At 43.6% G+C, this 18,218-nt stretch carries 20 protein-coding genes; 13 read left to right on the top strand and 7 right to left on the bottom strand.

Going from position 1 to position 18,218, the window contains the following annotated elements; translation table 11 throughout:
- Positions 1-148: 148 nt before the first annotated feature.
- Positions 149-481: a PBPRA1643 family SWIM/SEC-C metal-binding motif protein gene (locus ACED53_RS02530; RefSeq protein ID WP_009846816.1), complete on the bottom strand. Its 333-nt coding sequence runs from the start codon at positions 479-481 to the stop codon at positions 149-151.
- 255 nt (positions 482-736) lie between these two features.
- Here ACED53_RS02530 and ACED53_RS02525 point away from each other — a divergent pair, with 255 nt between their 5' ends.
- The 4 genes from ACED53_RS02525 to catB all read left to right on the top strand — a co-directional run bounded on the left by ACED53_RS02525 (position 737) and on the right by catB (position 3,474).
- Complete coding sequence (locus tag ACED53_RS02525) at positions 737-1,453, top strand: HAD family hydrolase (protein WP_017099901.1); 717 nt, start codon at positions 737-739, stop codon at positions 1,451-1,453.
- 97 nt (positions 1,454-1,550) lie between these two features.
- Positions 1,551-1,934, top strand: coding sequence for a nuclear transport factor 2 family protein (locus tag ACED53_RS02520; protein ID WP_017099902.1), 384 nt, complete (start codon positions 1,551-1,553; stop codon positions 1,932-1,934).
- 88 nt (positions 1,935-2,022) lie between these two features.
- Positions 2,023-2,754, top strand: a complete 732-nt coding sequence (locus tag ACED53_RS02515) for a glucose 1-dehydrogenase (RefSeq protein ID WP_009846813.1) — start codon at positions 2,023-2,025, stop codon at positions 2,752-2,754.
- 93 nt (positions 2,755-2,847) lie between these two features.
- Complete coding sequence (catB, locus tag ACED53_RS02510; protein ID WP_017099903.1) at positions 2,848-3,474, top strand: type B chloramphenicol O-acetyltransferase; 627 nt, start codon at positions 2,848-2,850, stop codon at positions 3,472-3,474.
- Between the two features lie 79 nt (positions 3,475-3,553).
- Here the strand turns inward: catB and ACED53_RS02505 are convergent, their stop codons facing one another.
- Entirely contained in the window at positions 3,554-3,919 is a 366-nt protein-coding gene (locus ACED53_RS02505; RefSeq protein WP_017099904.1) for a cytochrome c, read from the bottom strand.
- A 220-nt stretch (positions 3,920-4,139) separates the two neighbouring features.
- Between ACED53_RS02505 and ACED53_RS02500 the strand changes: the two genes are divergently transcribed.
- Genes ACED53_RS02500 through ACED53_RS02490 form a run of 3 tightly spaced genes read left to right on the top strand, consistent with a single transcriptional unit; the run spans position 4,140 to position 5,131 of the window.
- Positions 4,140-4,391: a Rho-binding antiterminator gene (locus ACED53_RS02500; protein ID WP_029225366.1), complete on the top strand. Its 252-nt coding sequence runs from the start codon at positions 4,140-4,142 to the stop codon at positions 4,389-4,391.
- Between the two features lie 8 nt (positions 4,392-4,399).
- Entirely contained in the window at positions 4,400-4,633 is a 234-nt protein-coding gene (locus tag ACED53_RS02495; RefSeq protein ID WP_004733848.1) for a hypothetical protein, read from the top strand.
- A gap of 48 nt (positions 4,634-4,681) precedes the next feature.
- Positions 4,682-5,131, top strand: a complete 450-nt coding sequence (locus ACED53_RS02490; RefSeq protein WP_029225367.1) for a GyrI-like domain-containing protein — start codon at positions 4,682-4,684, stop codon at positions 5,129-5,131.
- A gap of 150 nt (positions 5,132-5,281) precedes the next feature.
- Here the strand turns inward: ACED53_RS02490 and gltS are convergent, their stop codons facing one another.
- From gltS to ACED53_RS02475, 3 genes are all read right to left on the bottom strand, one after another.
- Positions 5,282-6,505 carry a sodium/glutamate symporter gene (gltS, locus tag ACED53_RS02485; RefSeq protein WP_017099906.1) on the bottom strand — a complete coding sequence of 408 codons (1,224 nt, stop codon included), beginning with the start codon at positions 6,503-6,505 and terminating at the stop codon, positions 5,282-5,284.
- A gap of 76 nt (positions 6,506-6,581) precedes the next feature.
- Positions 6,582-7,955, bottom strand: coding sequence for a patatin-like phospholipase family protein (locus ACED53_RS02480; RefSeq protein WP_017099907.1), 1,374 nt, complete (start codon positions 7,953-7,955; stop codon positions 6,582-6,584).
- Positions 7,956-8,160: 205 nt separating this feature from the next.
- The gene (locus tag ACED53_RS02475; RefSeq protein WP_017099908.1) at positions 8,161-8,820 is read right to left on the bottom strand and encodes a glutathione S-transferase; all 660 of its coding nucleotides are present in this window, start codon (positions 8,818-8,820) and stop codon (positions 8,161-8,163) included.
- Positions 8,821-8,924: 104 nt separating this feature from the next.
- On the opposite strand from ACED53_RS02475, the gene ACED53_RS02470 reads away from it, so the two are divergent.
- A complete protein-coding gene (locus ACED53_RS02470; protein WP_017099909.1) occupies positions 8,925-11,180 on the top strand; it encodes a peptidase U32 family protein in 2,256 nt (751 codons plus the stop codon).
- A gap of 127 nt (positions 11,181-11,307) precedes the next feature.
- On the opposite strand, the gene ACED53_RS02465 is transcribed toward ACED53_RS02470, so the two are convergent.
- Positions 11,308-11,772 (bottom strand): thioesterase family protein, encoded by a 465-nt coding sequence (locus ACED53_RS02465; protein ID WP_009846805.1) that lies wholly within the window; start codon positions 11,770-11,772, stop codon positions 11,308-11,310.
- A gap of 220 nt (positions 11,773-11,992) precedes the next feature.
- Positions 11,993-13,828 (bottom strand): ABC transporter ATP-binding protein/permease, encoded by a 1,836-nt coding sequence (locus ACED53_RS02460; protein ID WP_017100135.1) that lies wholly within the window; start codon positions 13,826-13,828, stop codon positions 11,993-11,995.
- Positions 13,829-14,369: 541 nt separating this feature from the next.
- Between ACED53_RS02460 and artP the strand changes: the two genes are divergently transcribed.
- From artP to ACED53_RS02435, 5 genes are all read left to right on the top strand, one after another.
- On the top strand, positions 14,370-15,098 hold the full coding sequence (gene artP / locus ACED53_RS02455) for an arginine ABC transporter ATP-binding protein ArtP (protein WP_009846803.1): 729 nt from the start codon (positions 14,370-14,372) through the stop codon (positions 15,096-15,098).
- 103 nt (positions 15,099-15,201) lie between these two features.
- A complete protein-coding gene (locus ACED53_RS02450; protein WP_009846802.1) occupies positions 15,202-15,945 on the top strand; it encodes a lysine/arginine/ornithine ABC transporter substrate-binding protein in 744 nt (247 codons plus the stop codon).
- Positions 15,946-15,948: 3 nt separating this feature from the next.
- Entirely contained in the window at positions 15,949-16,635 is a 687-nt protein-coding gene (artQ, locus tag ACED53_RS02445) for an arginine ABC transporter permease ArtQ (RefSeq protein WP_017100134.1), read from the top strand.
- Positions 16,632-17,300, top strand: a complete 669-nt coding sequence (artM, locus tag ACED53_RS02440) for an arginine ABC transporter permease ArtM (RefSeq protein ID WP_017100133.1) — start codon at positions 16,632-16,634, stop codon at positions 17,298-17,300. The genes artQ and artM overlap by 4 nt, the downstream gene beginning before the upstream one ends.
- Before the next feature lie 320 nt (positions 17,301-17,620).
- The gene (locus ACED53_RS02435; RefSeq protein ID WP_017100838.1) at positions 17,621-18,160 is read left to right on the top strand and encodes a hypothetical protein; all 540 of its coding nucleotides are present in this window, start codon (positions 17,621-17,623) and stop codon (positions 18,158-18,160) included.
- Positions 18,161-18,218: the final 58 nt, after the last annotated feature.

The following is an 18,218-nucleotide window of genomic DNA, read 5'->3' as shown; positions in this document are numbered from 1 at the left end:
ATTTTTCTCTAAAAGCTAATGTTCTCTAAAAGCTAATATATTTCCAAATGAGCAACTCTGGACATAAAAAAAACGGGCAGATCGTGGTGATCTGCCCGTTTTAATCAATCATCTTAATCACACTATGAGTAGCATGAATCAGAAGTGCTTATGCACAACATTTCTTGTATTTCTTACCGCTACCGCAAGAACATGGATCGTTACGGTTAGGTGTTTTTTCGAACGTCATTGTTTTTGGCTTGTTTAGCAACGTGTCGAACTCAAGTGTGTTTTCTTCTTTCTCTGCATCCACAGATACAGTCACGAAGATTGAATGTTCAGCAGCGATTGCTTCAACTTCAGTTTTGCGAGCGTCAGTTTGAACCGTTACATTGACTGGTGACTCTTCAGTACCCACTTTAACATCGCGGTTTACGTTGTAGCCTGCAAGAACGTGATTTTGTCTTGTTTCAATACGGCCTTTGAAAAATAGTTTCGACATTGGGTACTCATTAAAATTTTGGATGACGCTCTTCCAATGCTGGATAGCGTTATAGAGCGGGGGATTATACTGATATATTGCAATTGATAAAGCGGTTATGTGAGCAAAGGCTGTTTGGTTTTTGTTTGCTAGTAACGGTTTGTTCTCTAGCTTTGCTCCTATTAGACAAATTTCGAAATTCAAGACAATAAGATTTCCCTCAATAGGGTTTCAAGTGATAAATTGAAATCGTCAATTTAAACAACGAGATACACCATGAAGTTAGATGCCATCCTGTGGGATTACGATGGAACCTTAGTCAACTCCGTTCCAAAGAATATCGCAATCACCAAAGACATTATCTCTTTAGTTGCGCCACACTTGTCAGGCGACAACTTACCTAAATATTTGCTTAGCGAAGCGCTTTATCGTGAAGCTAACCACGGTGCTAAAAACTGGCAAGCCTTGTATGTTGACTATTATGGGATGTCTCATGATGAAATGTTGATCGCTGGTGGTATGTGGGCAGAGCATCAAGAGCAAAATCAAACTCCCGTAGCCTTGTTTGAGGGAATGGAAACCGTGATCAGTCAGTTCGCGCACCTTCCTCATGGGATTTGCTCGCAAAACTCTCAATTGAATATTCGAACGGTACTCGATAGCTACGGTATCGGTGAGTTGTTTAAGTCAGTAGTTGGCTATGACGATGTATCGAATGGTAATCAAAAACCGCATCCGTTTGGCGGCATGAAGTGTGTTGAGAACATATTTGGCGCCGATCAGTCTAACGAGCTTTGTTTGATGTACATCGGTGACCATGAAGCGGACACACAGTTTGCTCGCAATATTGAAGCAGCATTGGGTAACAACGCAAAAGTGATTGCGGTGGCTGCCGGTTATAGCCGATCGAAACCTGAAAATTGGCAAACCAAGCCCGATTATATTGCTAACCATGTCGATGATCTTTTAACGATCATCGGTAAGTATACATAGAGGTATATAGTTTAAGCATGCTTAAAGCGATGTCTTCACGTCCATAAATAGCTATGTATGAAAATTCGTTATAACTGAACGATTTTAAGGAAGAATAATGACACCAAAACAAGTGGTATTAGGATTTTGGGATGCAATGCGCAGTAATGATTTTGCAAAGGCGAGTGAATGGCTAGCCACAGATTTTGAAGGCTATTGGCCGCAGTCGTCTGAATTGACGGTAGGGCGGGACAACTTCACAGCAATCAATGCTGAATACCCAGCCAATGGTGTTTGGGAGTTCACGCTCAATTCAATTGTCTGTGAAGGTGATACGGTAGTAACGGACGTTTCGGTTACAGACAGTGTATTGAAAGACCGAGTGATCACCTTTCACACGGTTGTTGATGGCTTAATTCAAAAGCAAACTGAGTTTTGGCCAGACCCATTCGAAGCGCCGGCTTGGCGATCGCAGTGGATTCAGGTTGTATCGAACAATTAGTTTGTGTCGATACGATCAGTTTGTAACGAAAAACCAGGTCGTATCGAATAATCAGGTTATAACAAACAAGTGGCATTAGGAGGTTTCATTGAACAAGGTAGTGATTGTAACAGGCGGGAGCCGAGGCATTGGCGCGGCGACATCTAAATTGTTGGCCAGTAAAGGCTATGCTGTATGTGTTAACTTCATACACAATGAGTCTCGAGCTGAAGATCTAGTGAACGAGATTCGTGAACAAGGCGGAACCGCCATAAGCGTGCGTGCGGATGTGTCTGTTGAATCGGACGTGAAATCCTTATTCGAGATTGCTCGTAACAAGCTAGGTCCAGTGACTCACTTGGTCAATAATGCCGGGATTCTATTTACTCAGTCACCTTTGGTTGACATCGAATTGGATCGCTTTGAAAAGGTGATGAAATCGAACGTATCAAGCTGCTTCCTTTGCAGTAAAGCCTTTATCAAACAAGCTGACGGTGCGGGTTCGATTGTGAATGTATCGTCTGCGGCTTCGCGAACGGGCGCACCGTTTGAGTACGTGGATTACGCAGCATCGAAAGGTGCGATGGATTCACTCACTAAAGGCTTATCGCTTGAATTGGCTTCACGTAATATCCGAGTGAATGGCGTAAGGCCAGGTTGTATTTATACTGAGATGCACGCAGATGGCGGAGAGCCTGATCGCGTAGACAGACTCGCTTCGCAGCTACCGTTACAACGAGGCGGCACACCAGAAGAGGTGGCTAACTCTATCGCATGGTTATTATCAGACGAAGCTTCGTATGTAACCGGTTCGTTTATTGATATTGCAGGCGGTCGTTAGGGCACGTTGGCATTTACACTAAGATAAACCTGTTAAAACCATAAACACGCAACAAAAGTACCTAATTAAAAGAACGAAACTAAGAGTACAAACATGAAAAACTATTTTGAGAGCCCGTTTGTCGGAAAGTCACTGAAAGAACAAGTGACCAACCCAAACATCATCGTGGGCGAACATAGCTACTATTCAGGTTATTACCACAATCACAGCTTTGATGATTGTGCACGTTATCTGCTGCCTGATAGAACAGACATCGACAAGTTGATCATCGGCAGTTATTGCTCGATTGGTTCAGGTGCCGTATTTATGATGGCGGGCAACCAAGGCCACCAAAATCAGTGGGTCAGCACTTTCCCGTTTTTCTATCAAGACGACGAGAAGTTTGAAGGTGCGATCGACGGCTTTGAACGCTCTGGCGATACTGTGATTGGTAATGATGTGTGGATCGGTACAGAAGCGATGATCATGAGTGGTGTTAAGGTTGGTGACGGGGCGATTATCGCGAGTAGAGCGGTTGTGACGAAAGATGTAGCGCCATACTCGATTGTCGGTTCAAACCCTGCACGTCATATCCGTTATCGATTCGATGACACTGAGATTGCTCAGTTGTTAGAAATGAAATGGTGGGAGTGGAGCGAAGAACAGATCAAAGGCGCGATGTCGTTGATGTGCTCTTCAGATATCAACGGGCTTTATCATTATTGGAAAGCGATCAAGTAATCGCAGTCCCCGATATAGCCACGCGTGACAATGTAGCCCCTCATGGTGTTTATACAAGAATGCTCAAACAAGTGAAAATTTACTGAATTGAATCTATATATGACAAGACATCTAACGCGTCTTGCTTTGTGATAACACCTTGCCATGCTGGCATATCTTGTTCTACGTTACCTTCTAAAATGTCATCCGCCAAAGAACTTGGACTGGTAAAAAAGCCGCCTAGTTTATTAGCGATATTGGCGGGCTTGTGTGGCAATGAAGCGGCAGTGGGGCCATCACCGTGTCCTTTGTCGCCATGACACACCCGACAAAGCTGCGTGTATTTGGCTTTGCCATTGGCAAAGTGCCTCGCATCGATTTCTGAGGCGGCACTTGCATTAAACGTCATCATTGAAGCGACTAAGCCTAAAAAAGCTAACACGTGTAAATGGTTCATGGTTTTCATTGTTTTGTTCTCGATTATTATTTAACAATGAAAGAATAAGCAGGCGTGAGTAGAAGAAACGTGAATGGGTTAAGCTGGATTAAGCTAAGTTTAGAAGTAGGTTTAGAAGCAAGTTTAGTTTCGGACGAGCATCAATGTGATTTGGGTAAATGATTGATTATATGCATATTGCATAGTATGGCGTGTCGCATTAGCGTGGTGGATGAATTGGAGGGGTATTATGATTAGTTGCAACGATTACGATTATATTGAGATTGTGTGTATGCACCGATACCCAATCAAATTAACGCTGAAGTCTGGCGAGCAGATTGAATGTGTCGGATTAGATACTCAACGCAATGATAGCCGTGAAGAGTGCATTAAGGTCAGTATTCAAGGTATAGAACAACTTGTCGTACTCACTGATCTTTCCACACTAGAAGTCTGTGTCAACAATCCTCATTTTCAGCAAATTTCATTCAAAACGTCATAGGCTTTCAAATGAATAACACCATAGAACAATGCTATTGCACCGCGTGCAGAGAAGACACACAACACGTTGTTGTGTTGGTCAGAAAGACCAGTGCGTTTGCAGACAAACCTAACCAAAAGCGAAGCGAGTTTTGGGCAGGCATGATAAAAGGTTGGTTCCTTGGCCCGTTTATCGCGTCAATGGATGAGTTTTCTCGTCATCTTGTCTGTGAAAAGTGTGGCCACAAAGAGATACAAGATTAGTTAAGATTTTACATAGTTAAAACGTCGATTGGCTTAGGAATAAAACGAATGAAAGTAGAAACGATTGAAGCCGTAAAGGCGTACGGGTTTTCAGTAAGAACCACTAATACCGATGAGATTGATCCAACAAAAGCAAAGATAGGTCAATTATGGCAAGGTTTTTTCGATCAAGCTTTTCCTAAGCTGACACCAGATTCAAAAGTGTATGGTGTCTACACCAATTACCAATCGGATTTTACTGGTGAGTTTGATGTTATTGCATGTACCAATGCACTTACCGATAACAATTTAGATGCGCTTGTAGAAACCGAAATACAAGCAGGCAAATACTTAACGTTTTCTGCTGAAGGTGAACTTCCTCAAGCGGTCATCGATTTATGGGGCGAAGTGTGGGCGTACTTCAACGCAGCAGATTGCCCACATGTTCGAACTTACACGACAGACTTTGAATTTTACAAAGGCGAAACTGAAGTCGAGATTTCGATAGCGATTCAATAAGCTTTGGGTTGTCGTTAGTGATAGTCAAATTGAGTCATTAGTAAAAGAGTCGCTCTGTATGAGCGGCTCTTTTTATTGGGGTATACCGCCTAAATAAATTGCGGTACACCGCTTTAACAAATTGTGGTGTACCGTGTTAACAAAGGTCAGCTACATCATTCTCATGAAGTAAGGAATAATCAGTGCGTTCGCTAAATCAATGAAGAACGCGCATACCAATGGCACGATGATGAAGGCTTGTGCTGAATGCCCATACTTCTGACTTACTGCCGACATGTTCGCCATGGCTGTCGGTGTTGAACCTAACGAAATCCCTCCGAACCCAGCACATACAACAGCCGCATCATAGGTCTTACCCATTGATGGGAACACGATGAAGATATTGATTATCACGGCCAGTAGCAGCTGCATTGCCAATATCGCGAAGATAGGACCCGCCAAGTCAATGAGCGTCCAAAGCTGCATGCTCATTAATGACATCGCCAAAAATGTACCCAGAGAGATTTCAGCAATTAAGTCGATAGCGGGCGAGCGTGTCGGCCATTTTGCGCCCGAGATTCTTGGGTAGGAGTCTGGCATTACGTTGGTGATCACGATACCCGCAAACAAACACGATACGAACAGTGGAAGTTGTAATCCTGTTTGACTGATCAATTCATTAAGCAACGCGCCGACAATGACACAAATATGGATCGCTAATACGGCGTCCAAAAATTGAAATGATGTGAGAGCTTGTTGTTGCTTTTTGGCCTTTGAATCGATTGAGCCTGATTGCTCATCGGTAGGTTTGAGGTTATGACGCTTGATGAGAAACTTTGCAATAGGACCGCCCATAAGGCTGGCTAAAATCAGCCCGAACGTTGCACTGGCGATACCAATTTCCATTGCGCTTTCTAGGCCGAATTCTTCTGCAACCTTGGGTGCCCAAGCAATCGCGGTACCATGTCCGCCAATCAGTGAAATACTTCCGCTGAGCAGGCCAAAGACAGGCTCTAGGCCAAACATTGATGCGACAGAAATACCGACGATGTTCTGCATGATCATGAAGAAGATAGTGATTGCTAGCAAAATCACCAAGGGCTTTCCGCCTTTGAACAGGTCTTTCAAACTTGAGTTAATCCCAATCGTGGTAAAGAAGTAGACCAATAATACATCGCGGGCAAACAGATCAAACTGCACTTCGATTGAGGTCGTCGCGTATAAAACCGCGAACAGAAGCGATGCCAAAATCCCACCAGAGACAGGTTCAGGGATGCTGAACTCTTTCAAAAAACCGATGACTTGATTCAGCCTTCGTCCGACAAATAGAACCACGATCCCCATGGTCACTGCAAAGAATGACCCGAGATGTAAGATGTTGTTTTCAAATTCCATAGTGATCCTTGTAAAGGTGAAGTTATGACGTAACTTTAGTTGCCAAATTGCGCTTTAATAAGCAACTAGATTAGCATTATTTGTTGCGTTCAAATGATAAGAAGTTTCGGAATTCCGGATCGGCAACAAGTTGTTTGTTACCTTCTTCAATCAATAGGTCGACGTTTTCTTTGTCTATCATAAAGTCCGTCGGAATTTGATTGAGCAAATATCGCTTTGCGCTGTTGTCTGATTTATTCAAGCTGATCTCAATGAAGTAGGGTGAAACCTTACGACCTTGATAAGAGGCCAGTTCTTGCCAAGATTGCAACTCGTCAACGATCAAATCTTTTGTTGTATCGTTGTAGCGATGCAACTGTATATCGGTGATGACATCCACCGTTTGTTTCATGGAAGGTGCTTCAATCGACTCTCCAATGCCAGATTCTGGCGTCGTCGATGCATCAACCGAAATGATGACAATAGGGCGCGCGTGTTGGTTGTCGTACAAGTTTTTCAACTCTTCGTTGTCGTTGTAACGCAAGTATTCAGACATCTCATATACCGATAGCAAACCGAGGTTGTCAGTAATCCCGCCATCCACAAGGTGGAGATAACTCACATCATCCTTATTGCTATAGGACTCTAGCGATTTGATCAGATTTCGGTTGCGGTAACTTGTGGCCTCAAACGAGGGTTGTAAATGCTCTGATTTATCACAGTCATTTTTGTTTTCTAGTACCACAGGTGTGAAAACGAAAGGCACAGCAGAAGAAGCCGTCACCGAACTGGACACTGAATAGCTGTTCAAGTCTGAACATATGAGGTCAAAATACTCTTGTGTGAATGAAAAACGCGAACCCGTTGAAATGTCGGTCGCGTTAATAACAATGTAGGGTGCATCTTCTCGGTGCATGTCGGCAAATGTACTTTCACCGAAGATGTTGGCTTTGTAATAGTCGGTGGCTTTGTCTGTTCTGGTGGCGTACGAGAACCAATAAGTCGGAGATAAAAGGATGGAGAACAGATCTTTTGAGACTTCGTGATAAAGGAACGTTTCTTCGTAATCTTCGAATATCTGGTCACCATACAAACCATAATACGCGGCGGTAAAGCTGCCACCGGATACCGAACTGATCATATCAACTTCTTCTAACAGATTGACCGTTTCACCATTTACTTGGATGTTGGTGTCGCGCAATGCTTGCAACACACCATATGAGAGCGCAGCCGCTCGTGTGCCGCCACCAGAAAAAGAGAGGATCAACGTAACTTTGCTATTGGGTTTATTGAAGCTTTTCGCCGTGTAGGTTTGATTCTGCTGCGCAGCAGATGGGCTTGTGTTGGTTGCTTTGTTTTTCGCGCTACAGCCTGAAAGGGCAAGCGAGAAGGCCACTAACAGTGAAACTTTCGCGAACCCTTTAAAATCGGGGTTAGGTGTGTTGAATGTGTTTACTTTGTTTTTTGGCATAGCGCATTTCAAACTAACGTTGTGATTGAGTGAAATGCGATTTTCGTTGATATCTAATATGCCATCAATAGCATCGCTTGCGATTCAGTGTCACGATTTTCATAACAATAGAGAGCTGTCTATGCTTATTTAGAACTGTTTTCAGTCATCTTCGGCAATCTTCAGCAATATGGAGTTATCTCCAGCAATTCATAGCGACTTAATGCTACCCAAAAACACAATCTTGCTTGGTTTCATTCCACAAAGGGTATTGCTTCATGACTTGGGTGTAGAGCTTACTGTCGAGGTGCGCTCTTAACCAACGTCCTACGTTCTGATATTCAGATTGCACAAACCACTTCTTCTCGACTCTTACGAACTGGCTAACAAACGGCATCACAGCAAAGTCGGCGAGGCTTGGCGTTTCTCCAAAGAAATAAGGCTGATTGGTGAGTAATGCCTCTAACTTGCTGATGAATCCTTCACAGGCTTGTCTGCGTTGTTCACTATCGATGTTTCGGTAACGCACTGAAGCGCGGTATTTCTCTAAGTGACCAATGAATTCTTCATCGTTGGTTTCGATGAGTTGTTGGACTTGCTCGCTAAGTATTGGATTGCTTAAGCGCAGAAGATCTTGAGGATCGTTTTGTTGAAGCGCCCAGTTCATCACATCTAAGCTCTGTTCTATGATTTGACCATCAGGCAATACCAATACTGGAACAGTGCCTTTTGGCGAACTTGCCAATAGTTCGCTAGGCTTATCTTTGGTAATAATTTCTCGAAGTAACACTTTCTGCTGTGATAGTGCGATGCCCATCCTGCCTCGCATAGCGTAAGGGCAGCGTCTTAAAGAATAAAGGATAGGTAAATCGAATTCGTTTGGCATTATTGAGGTCATTTAGTTTGGAAAGTGTTGTTAGGTGGTAAAGAGATCGTGTTGTAGGTAGAATACGCGCCTTAAAAATTATAAGTAAGTGAGCGACTTCAAAAATGAGCAGAAAGATTGAGTTATTAGCCCCAGGTGGCGATGTCGAGGCGATTAAAGCCGCTATCGTGGCCGGTGCCAATGCGGTTTATTGTGGTTTAGACACCTTCAACGCTCGTAACAGAGCCTCTAACCTTTCGTTAGATGAGTTGAATGGTGTGATTCGCCTTGCTCATGAATATGGTTGTGAAGTGTTTCTGACTCTTAACGTTGTGCTGCTGGAGCATGAAATTAAGACTATCACTAAATTGCTGAACCAACTGGTGAACACCAAACTAGACGGCATCATCGTTCAAGATCTTGGTTTGTTTGATTTGGTGAAAAAGCATTTCCCATCGTTAGATGTTCACGCATCGACTCAGTTAACGACGCACAACGAAGGCCAGATTAAGTTCTTGTCTAAGATTGGCGCGACGCGCGTTAACTTGTCTCGTGAATTGAACCTACCAGAAATCAAAATGCTGACGGAAGTGGCACACGATCACGATGTATTGACTGAAGTGTTCGTACATGGCGCTTTGTGTATCGCATTCTCTGGTCAATGTTACTCAAGCTCAGTAAGTGTGGGTAACTCAGGTAACCGTGGGCGTTGTAGCCAAGCGTGTCGTGATGAATACGAAATCACCAACGCAGGCAACAAGTTTCCACTGAACTTGAAAGATAACTCCGCTTACTACGACCTACCTGAACTGGTTGACGCGAAAGTTGACTCGTTGAAAGTAGAAGGCCGTATTAAAGGCGCACACTACGTATACACTGTGGTAGAGACGTGGCGCAAACAGATTGATAGCTTTGTAGAAAGTGGTTTGTTGATCGAAGACGATTCGAACCTACACAAAGTATTCAACCGTGATTTCACCAACTCTTTCCTTAAGGGCAACCTAACGAAAGACATGTTCATCGATAACCCTCGCGACAACAGCATGAATTATGCTGTAGATAAAGCGACGAAAGAGAACAATGAAATCTCTGTTGTGCAAATTCAAGAAGTAACTAGCGATCTTTATGAAGCTAAAAATGCGCTAGGTAGTGAAATGCGCGACAAGATCGAGTTCCTTGATATTAGTAAAACACCGGTGTCATTGTCGTTTAGCGCTAAGGTGGGTCAACCATTTACGGTGACAGTGAACACACCAAAAGAAAACTTTACGGTTCAATCTCAATCGTTGTTGGCAACAGCTAAAGAGACTGCGATTACTCAGGCGTTACTTGAAAAGCGTTTCAAGTCAGTGAAGAGTGCTGTTCATACGCTTGAAAACTGTAACTACGACAACTTAGATGAAGGTCTGATTCTTCCTTTGAAAGAAGTGTCGGTCTTAAAAGACGAAATCGATTTCATCTTAAATGGTTCTGTGAAAGTGATTAAGCACGTTGAAGTGCCAGCACTGCCTCAGCAACCGAAGGTGAACGAGAAGCCAACCATGTCGATGCTTATCGCTGATGTGGAAGATTTGCACCTGTGTGACGTAACTGACGCGGATGTATACTTCAAACTGCCTGAAAGCTTCAAGAAGCGTTGTAACAAGTACATCGATATCTTGGCAGCAAACCCACGTTTGATTCCTTGGTTCCCTGCAGTATTGATCGGCAAAGATTACGATGAAGCAGTTCGTATCCTTGAAGAGATCAAGCCAGCTCGCATCGTGACCAACAACACGGGTATTGCCTACAAAGCTTACGAGATGGGAATTGAGTGGGTAGCAGGCCCGTTCATGAACACCACAAACTCTCACGCATTGGTTACGCTGAAAGAAGAGCTAAACTGTGCCGGCGCTTTCATTTCGAACGAGATCAACAAAGGTCAGATTCGTCATATTCGCCGTCCAGAGAACTTCAAACTGTTCTACAGCATCTACCACCCAATTTTGATGATGACCAGCCGTCAGTGTTTCTTCCAAAGAACGGTAGGTTGTAACAAGCCAAGCATTGAAGCCGGTTGTATGCTGAAGTGTGAGAAAGCGACCACGATAACCAACGTGAAAGGTATCTCTTTCGCGGTTGATAAGCAGAAGGGCGGCTACCCAAGCATTTACAACCACGAGCAGTTCTTAAACCATGACGCTGTAACGGATTTCTCTGGTCTGTTCGACGAGTTCTTCATCGACCTAACCAACATCGGTGCGGGTTCGAAAGAAGTACAAGACAAAGTAGAGCTTATCAAACACTTCCAAGGTTTGATTGACGGCGTTGATGGTTCACAACAGAACCTAGAGCAGATGGTTGAAGTTCGAACTAACGCTCAATACGTGCAAGGTCTATAGGGTTCAAGGCTTATAACACTAAAGGTCTATAAGGCTTAACCGCTTATAATCACTCTGAACCAATAAACAAGAGGCCACTCAATCGAGTGGCCTTTCTGTATCTGAGTATTCTGAATCAGCGAATACGTTATTCCGTCACAGCTTCCTGTTTGAAGCATGGGCTCTTTAACGTGTTCATCTTCTCGATTTCATTGGTTAAACGCAGTGAAAGCAGCGCTTTTTGGTTTGAAGCAAAATCGAACATAACGATGGTCGCAGTGCCGATTGTCGTCAGCTTCTGTTGAGCCTTACTGACGATCGCGTATTCCATGGTGAAGCGGTCGTCTTGAATGTCTGTAACACGCGAACCAATCATCAGCGTGTCTGGATACGTGACTGGTCTGAAATATTTACAATAAGTGTCGCCAAGAACAGGGCCAACTTTGGTAATCGCCATCTCTTCCATCAGCTCGACATGCTTGAAAAAATCTAAGCGAGCAGTTTCGAAATAACGAAAATATACGGCGTTGTTAACGTGATTAAGCGCGTCCATTTCTCCCCAAGCGACAGGGATTTCTGTTACTACCGGGTAGTCAGATAATAGTGCTTCCATGCGAACTCTCTTATTTTTATCTGTGTAGTTAGTGTTATCTGGGTAATTAACGTTATCTGCTTATCCTTCATCGGGATAAGTTGTTATTGGAATAAAAACCCTACCGTTAAATTAACAAAACTGCAACACGTCTGATTTAAGTTTTTGAAGCTTGAAACCACGCAATGTCAGGGACTTAGTCTTTCATTACTTAATGACTTGAACGCATTTGCTCCATAACTTAGCGATTAAGGTGTTTGAATTGCAGTTCAACTAGGCGTTGGTACAATTCGCAGCTATTGATGAGAGACTGGTGGTCGCCGATGTCTACTAGCTGTCCTTTATCGAGTACCGCAATTTGGTCTGCGTGTTTAATTGTTGATAAACGGTGCGCGATAATGATGGTCGTTCTGCCACGCATTAACTCTTCTAAAGCTTGTTGAACGTGATGCTCACTTTCACTGTCTAGCGCACTGGTTGCTTCGTCCAACAATAGAATATTCGGATCTTTTAAGATGGCACGAGCGATTGCGATACGCTGACGCTGACCGCCAGACAATCTCACACCGCGTTCACCAAGAAAGCTGTGATAGCCTTCAGGTAGGTTTTGGATGAACTCGTGTGCGTGCGCTTTTTTTGCCGCTTCGATAACTTGTTCGTCCGTTGCTTCTGGGTTCCCATATCGAATGTTATGGAACACATCGTTACTGAACAGGGCGGGTTGCTGCGGTACAAGCGCCATCTGCTTTCTCAGTTCATTCGGATCAAACTGATTCAGTTCAACACCGCCTAACGTCACTTTGCCCACTTGTGGGTCGTAGAAACGTTGCAGCAGTTCGAATAGGGTGGTTTTACCTGCGCCAGACGGGCCAACCAATGCCAACACTTTACCTTCATGGGCCGTTAGCGTGAGGTTGCTTGTTGCGGGCTGGTCCGGCCTTGATGGGTAACAGAAGGTCACATCATCAAAAGCGACTTCTGGTGTCACGTTATCCAGTGACGTTGGGTTTTCTACAGGCGCAACAATGTGGCTTTCAACTTGTAGAATCTCGATCAAACGCTCTGTTGCGCCTGCAGCACGTTGCAATTCACCCATCACTTCAGAAATCGTACCTAGCGATGAAGCAACCATGATCGCATAGAAGACAAATGCAGCCAGATCACCCGCCGACATCGTGCCGTTGATGACATCGCTGCCACCAACCCAAAGCATGCCTGCAATCGCACTGAACACGATAACAATCACACCAGAGATAAGAATCGCGCGCTGTTTTACACGTTGGCGACCAATTTCATATGCTTTTTCCACTTCAATCGCAAATGACGCTTTCTCTTGTGCTTCTCGGCTATAACTTTGCACCGTTTTAATATGCTCAATCGCTTCGCCAGCATAAGAACCCACATCAGACATCGAATCTTGGCTTTGGCGAGATAGGGCTCTCACTCGTCGACCGTATACCAAAATCGGAATCAGGATAAACGGCACAGAGGCCAACACGATCAGCGTTAGCTTAATGTTGGTCGCGAACAGCATGATGATTGCGCCAATACACATTAATGCGCTACGCATCGCCATAGAAAACGACGAACCAATAATGCTTTGAAGCAGAGTTGTGTCGGTTGTGATACGCGACATGATGTCGCCACTGCCATTGGTTTCAAAGTAACTCGGATGAAGTGTCACCACGTGATTGAAAACCGACAGGCGAATATCTGCACTCACACGCTCCCCAACAGAAGAGACTAAATAGAAGCGGAAAAAGGTGCCAATCGAGATCAACACGACTACAACCATGATGAATTGAATCGCACTGCCTAAATCTGATAACGATTGTTGACTGAAGCCTTGGTCGATAAGAAGACGAATACCGTGTCCGACTGAAAGGGTTAAGCTCGCCGTGAAGATCAACGCAATCAATGCTGCAATCACACGGCCTTTATAGGGCTGAATAAATTTGCTGAGCTCAAATAAAATACTGAGGCTTTTCTTCTCAGGTTTGGGTTGTGGCGCTTTTTTAGTCGATCGTTGAGCCGTTCGCTGAGTAGAGTCACGCGTAGAAGAGACGTCGTTTTGCATATGACTGCCTTAATGTGTTGTCGCTTTAAGAGTAGATGGCTTGTTGTTTGTACGTACATGTCACGAATTAAGTGCTAGTCGTTCGTAAATGTTTGTTGCTTACAAGAGAAACCATTAAAGCACGCATCGCTGACTGATGCTTCCTAGGATACTCAATTTTCGGACTTTGATGCCTAGCAAGTGAGGGAATCTTACTGTTCAAAAGGAACATTAAGCATTTAGTGGCGCTTGAAATAAAGATCAAACGAGCTATTTGATTCTAATTTTTATGCATGTGAGCGTAAGCCAATAGCTAATGGAAGCTACAGGTTCTTAGATCTTGTACTGATTTTTTAATTGGAAGAGAAACGTTTGCTTTTTCCTCGATATCAAGCTTATCAGTAACTTGTGATTTTTGGTTATAAGACCAGTTATAGCGACTGTTTTTTGCGCAACTCTCGTTACAAAAATTCAACAAAACAGTTTTTTATACATTTTTCTTGCATAAAACATCGAATTGAATAGAATAACCAACAAATGATAATTAATGCAGTATTGTGGCATGAGTATTCAAGTAAAGAGCATCAACAAATCATACGGTAATACCCAAGTTCTTCATGACATCAGCTTTGACTGTGAAAGTGGCGAAACCTTGGTATTGCTTGGCCCAAGCGGTGCGGGCAAGAGTTCATTACTGCGTGTATTGAACCTGTTAGAAATCGCGGACAACGGCGAATTAGACATTGCGAACGAGCAATTCGATTTTTCAAGCCAGATCCAAGAAAAGCAGGGGCTTAAACTTCGTCGTAAAGTTGGCATGGTGTTCCAACAATACAACTTGTGGCCACATATGACGGTGATGGAAAACTTAATTGAAGCTCCCACCAAAGTAGCGGGTTTAGATAAGCAAGAAGCGATTAAGCAAGCTCAAGAAGTACTAAAGACACTTCAACTTGCCGACAAAGCAGACGCTTGGCCACTTCAACTGTCTGGTGGTCAACAACAGCGTGTTGCGATTGCACGTGCGCTGATGATGAAACCGGATGTGTTGTTGTTTGATGAACCAACAGCGGCGCTTGATCCTGAGATCACCAACCAAGTTGTGAGCATTATTAAAGAGTTGAGTGGAACGGGCATTACTCAAGTGGTTGTGACACACGAAGTTGATTTCGCGAAGAAGATTGCTAGCCACGTTCTGTATCTAGAAAAAGGGTACATCGTTGAACACGGCACCAGCGATTCATTCGTTAACCCGCAGACCCCCGAGTTTGCCGAGTATCTTACGCATTAAACCTAAGTTGACTCACTAGATTTAGCTAAACACAACATCGATTAAAACAATCAAATTATAAAAATGGCCACAGGTCAAAATCACACAGATTCGGAGTAACAAAATGAAAAAGATTCTACTAGCTTCACTTATCGGCCTTTCTTCTGCAGGCATGGCTGTTAATGCATCGGCACAAGACGAAATCAAATTCGCAATGGAAGCGACTTACGCACCATTCGAATACATGGACGAGAACAACCAAATCCAAGGTTTTGACGTAGACCTAGCAAACGCACTTTGTGAAGAGATGAAAGCAACTTGTACTTTTCACAACCAAGCGTTCGATAGCTTGATCCCAGCGCTTAAATTCAAACGTTACGATGCCGCTATTTCGGCAATGGACATCACTGAAGCGCGTCTTAAACAAGTAAACTTCTCTAACGCTTACTACGACAACTCGGCAGCATTCATCTCTATTGAAGGTAAAGTAGCAGACCAAGCAGCACTAGAAGGTAAGCGTGTTGGCGTTCAAAACGGTTCAACTCACCAGAGCTTCCTACTTGAGCAAATGGCTGGCGTAACAGCGGTACCTTACTCAAGCTACCAAGATGCATTCATCGACATGAAAAACGGTCGTATCGATTCAGTATTTGGTGACACAGCGGTAGTAGCTGAATGGTTCAAAAAGCAAGACAACCTAACGTATGTAGGCGACCAAGTAACAAACCAAGAGTACTTCGGTAACGGCTTTGGTATCGCAGTAAACAAGAGTAACCAAGAACTTGTAGACCAGCTTAACGTTGCACTTGCAGCAGTGAAAGCGAACGGCGAATACGACAAGATCTTTAACAAGTACTTCGGTAAGTAATTTATGGAATTAACGGGTTACTCTTTAGGGCTCGTCGAAGCAAGCTGGATGACAGTTCAGCTTGCGTTCGTAAGCCTATTGGTTGGATTGGTTCTAGCAGTGTTGTTTGCAAGTGGTGAGATGTCTCGTCGTATTGCAATCAAATGGCCAACGACTGCATTTGTGACGATTGTTCGTGGTTTACCAGAAATTCTGGTCGTACTGTTTATCTACTTTGGTTCGACACAAGTTCTGTTCATGATCACAGGCGACTTCATAGAAGTGAGCCCGTTCTTATCTGGTGTTGTTGCACTGTCACTTATTTTTGCTTCTTACGCTTCGCAAACTATTCGTGGTGCGTTGAAAGCAGTAAGCAAAGGCCAGAGAGAAGCAGCAAGTGCGCTTGGTATTTCGCAATCTCATGCTTTCTTCAGAGTCGTATTGCCACAAGCTGTAAGACACGCGCTACCAGGGTTAACCAACCAATGGTTAGTGTTATTGAAAGACACAGCACTGGTTTCATTGATTGGCGTAACCGATCTATTGAAACAAGCGCAATTAACATCAGCAGCTACGCACGAAGCATTCACTTGGTACGCGACAGCAGCAGCAATCTATTTGGTCATCACTTTAATCACACAAAGATTGGTAAAAGTGATTGATGGTAAGTTCTCTATTCAAGGTTTGGGTAACAAAGGGGCAATGGCATGAATCAACAATACCTCTCTCAAATGCTTGAAGGCTTAGTGACCAGTCTTCAACTCACAGGTGCTTCATTGCTTGTTGGTTGTATCTTGTCATTGCTGATGACGGTAACGCTAATCCTAAGAATACCGGCGATTCACTGGTTAACACGTGGCATCATTACTCTGTTTACCGGCACACCATTGTTGGTTCAGATCTTCTTGGTGTATTACGGCCCGGGTCAATTCGATTGGATTCGTGAAAGCTTCCTATGGGCATGGCTTAGCCAACCTTGGTTCTGCGCAATGTTAGCACTAGCATTGAACACCGCGGCATACAGCACGCTACTGTTCAGAGGCGCATTCAACGCGATTCCAGCAGGGCAGTGGGAAGCATGTCGCGCATTAGGCATGGACAAAATCGCAACGCTTAAAGTGTTACTGCCATACGCTCTACGTCGCGCCGTTCCAGCATACTCGAACGAAGTGATTCTAGTCTTCAAAGGTACATCACTGGCAAGCACCATCACCATCATGGATTTGATGGGTTACGCTCAGCGTATCAACGGCCAAACCTACGACACGCTAACAGTGTTCGGCATTGCTGGCGCATTCTACCTAGCCGTGAATGGTGTATTAACGCTGGTCTTCCGTCAGGTAGAGAAGAAGGCCCTCGCATTCGAAGCGGCGTAAGCTAGCAATTCACAAGCGTAACTAACGTATAAAGCCTGCCATTTATTTTCGCATAAATGGCAGGTTTTTTTGTGTTTGGGGTATGTAAGGTGGGTACTGTGTTTACGTACAGTTTAGTGAGGTTTTCGCTAAAACCATACTATATAGAAATATTCTGCATTTTGTCATTCAATGAGCTTATCTATGTTTTAAGTCACTGAAATACTGTGATTAATCATGGTAGAGTGCCGTGCATATGAAACTAGATAGAAAAATTCTATATTTAAATGCAGAATTTTTCTGTCTAAGAACTGTTAGCTTACACGAGGGTAATTGTAGCTGTGAAAGATGACTTTGAATTTGTTCTAAGTTTAGTGGAATGCTTCTTTGAACAAGAGGAAGTGCAAAATAAGTTTAATTTGATAAACCAGCATGAATTTACGGGATGGGAAATTTGGTTCCAGATCGAGTTTGCGAGCTTTTTGCAGCAGCATAAAAATGTAAGTGAAATTATTCGAGAATTTGGGTACTCAATCGATAAAAGAATGTCGGGTTACCAAGAACGAATGTATATAGACTTTTTGATAAGAAAGAAGCGGAGCTCGCGCAGTAGCTATATTGCGCTTGAGGTTAAGCAAAACCAGAGTGCTGCGTCGTGTGTCAAAGGCATGATGGCGGATATCCAAAAAATCTGGAAACTCAAGCAATCCGAGAATGACCTGCGCAGCATGTGGTGCTTGGGGATCTACCCAACTGTAACGAAAGAAAGAATAGACGAAGTCATTGATAAGTATTCAGAAGCTGTAGGTGTGGATTTACCTGACAGATTGATAACTACGAAAAATATTTCTAATACCAGTTTTTCGTTTACTTTGTTGTAGTAAGCTAACAAATAAGGATTAAGGTGTTGCGTAGCCAACACTAAATCCCAAGTGTTGA

It is taken from the genome of Vibrio sp. 1F169 (assembly GCF_041439605.1).
Taxonomy (GTDB): Bacteria; Pseudomonadota; Gammaproteobacteria; order Enterobacterales; family Vibrionaceae; genus Vibrio; species Vibrio tasmaniensis_A.
The sequence above is the reverse complement of the archived record's forward strand: the minus strand, read 5'-3'. Positions and strand labels throughout refer to the sequence as shown.

Excerpts from the sequence above, each read along its gene's own strand:
- ACED53_RS02530 (WP_009846816.1), bottom strand. The coding sequence starts at position 481 with ATGTCGAAACTATTTTTCAAAGGCCGTATTGAAACAAGACAAAATCAC.
- ACED53_RS02525 (WP_017099901.1), top strand. The coding sequence starts at position 737 with ATGAAGTTAGATGCCATCCTGTGGGATTACGATGGAACCTTAGTCAAC.
- ACED53_RS02520 (WP_017099902.1), top strand. The coding sequence starts at position 1,551 with ATGACACCAAAACAAGTGGTATTAGGATTTTGGGATGCAATGCGCAGT.
- catB (WP_017099903.1), top strand. The coding sequence starts at position 2,848 with ATGAAAAACTATTTTGAGAGCCCGTTTGTCGGAAAGTCACTGAAAGAA.
- ACED53_RS02505 (WP_017099904.1), bottom strand. The coding sequence starts at position 3,919 with ATGAAAACCATGAACCATTTACACGTGTTAGCTTTTTTAGGCTTAGTC.
- ACED53_RS02500 (WP_029225366.1), top strand. The coding sequence starts at position 4,140 with ATGATTAGTTGCAACGATTACGATTATATTGAGATTGTGTGTATGCAC.
- ACED53_RS02495 (WP_004733848.1), top strand. The coding sequence starts at position 4,400 with ATGAATAACACCATAGAACAATGCTATTGCACCGCGTGCAGAGAAGAC.
- ACED53_RS02490 (WP_029225367.1), top strand. The coding sequence starts at position 4,682 with ATGAAAGTAGAAACGATTGAAGCCGTAAAGGCGTACGGGTTTTCAGTA.
- gltS (WP_017099906.1), bottom strand. The coding sequence starts at position 6,505 with ATGGAATTTGAAAACAACATCTTACATCTCGGGTCATTCTTTGCAGTG.
- ACED53_RS02480 (WP_017099907.1), bottom strand. The coding sequence starts at position 7,955 with ATGCCAAAAAACAAAGTAAACACATTCAACACACCTAACCCCGATTTT.
- ACED53_RS02475 (WP_017099908.1), bottom strand. The coding sequence starts at position 8,820 with ATGCCAAACGAATTCGATTTACCTATCCTTTATTCTTTAAGACGCTGC.
- ACED53_RS02470 (WP_017099909.1), top strand. The coding sequence starts at position 8,925 with ATGAGCAGAAAGATTGAGTTATTAGCCCCAGGTGGCGATGTCGAGGCG.
- ACED53_RS02465 (WP_009846805.1), bottom strand. The coding sequence starts at position 11,772 with ATGGAAGCACTATTATCTGACTACCCGGTAGTAACAGAAATCCCTGTC.
- ACED53_RS02460 (WP_017100135.1), bottom strand. The coding sequence starts at position 13,828 with ATGCAAAACGACGTCTCTTCTACGCGTGACTCTACTCAGCGAACGGCT.
- artP (WP_009846803.1), top strand. The coding sequence starts at position 14,370 with ATGAGTATTCAAGTAAAGAGCATCAACAAATCATACGGTAATACCCAA.
- ACED53_RS02450 (WP_009846802.1), top strand. The coding sequence starts at position 15,202 with ATGAAAAAGATTCTACTAGCTTCACTTATCGGCCTTTCTTCTGCAGGC.
- artQ (WP_017100134.1), top strand. The coding sequence starts at position 15,949 with ATGGAATTAACGGGTTACTCTTTAGGGCTCGTCGAAGCAAGCTGGATG.
- artM (WP_017100133.1), top strand. The coding sequence starts at position 16,632 with ATGAATCAACAATACCTCTCTCAAATGCTTGAAGGCTTAGTGACCAGT.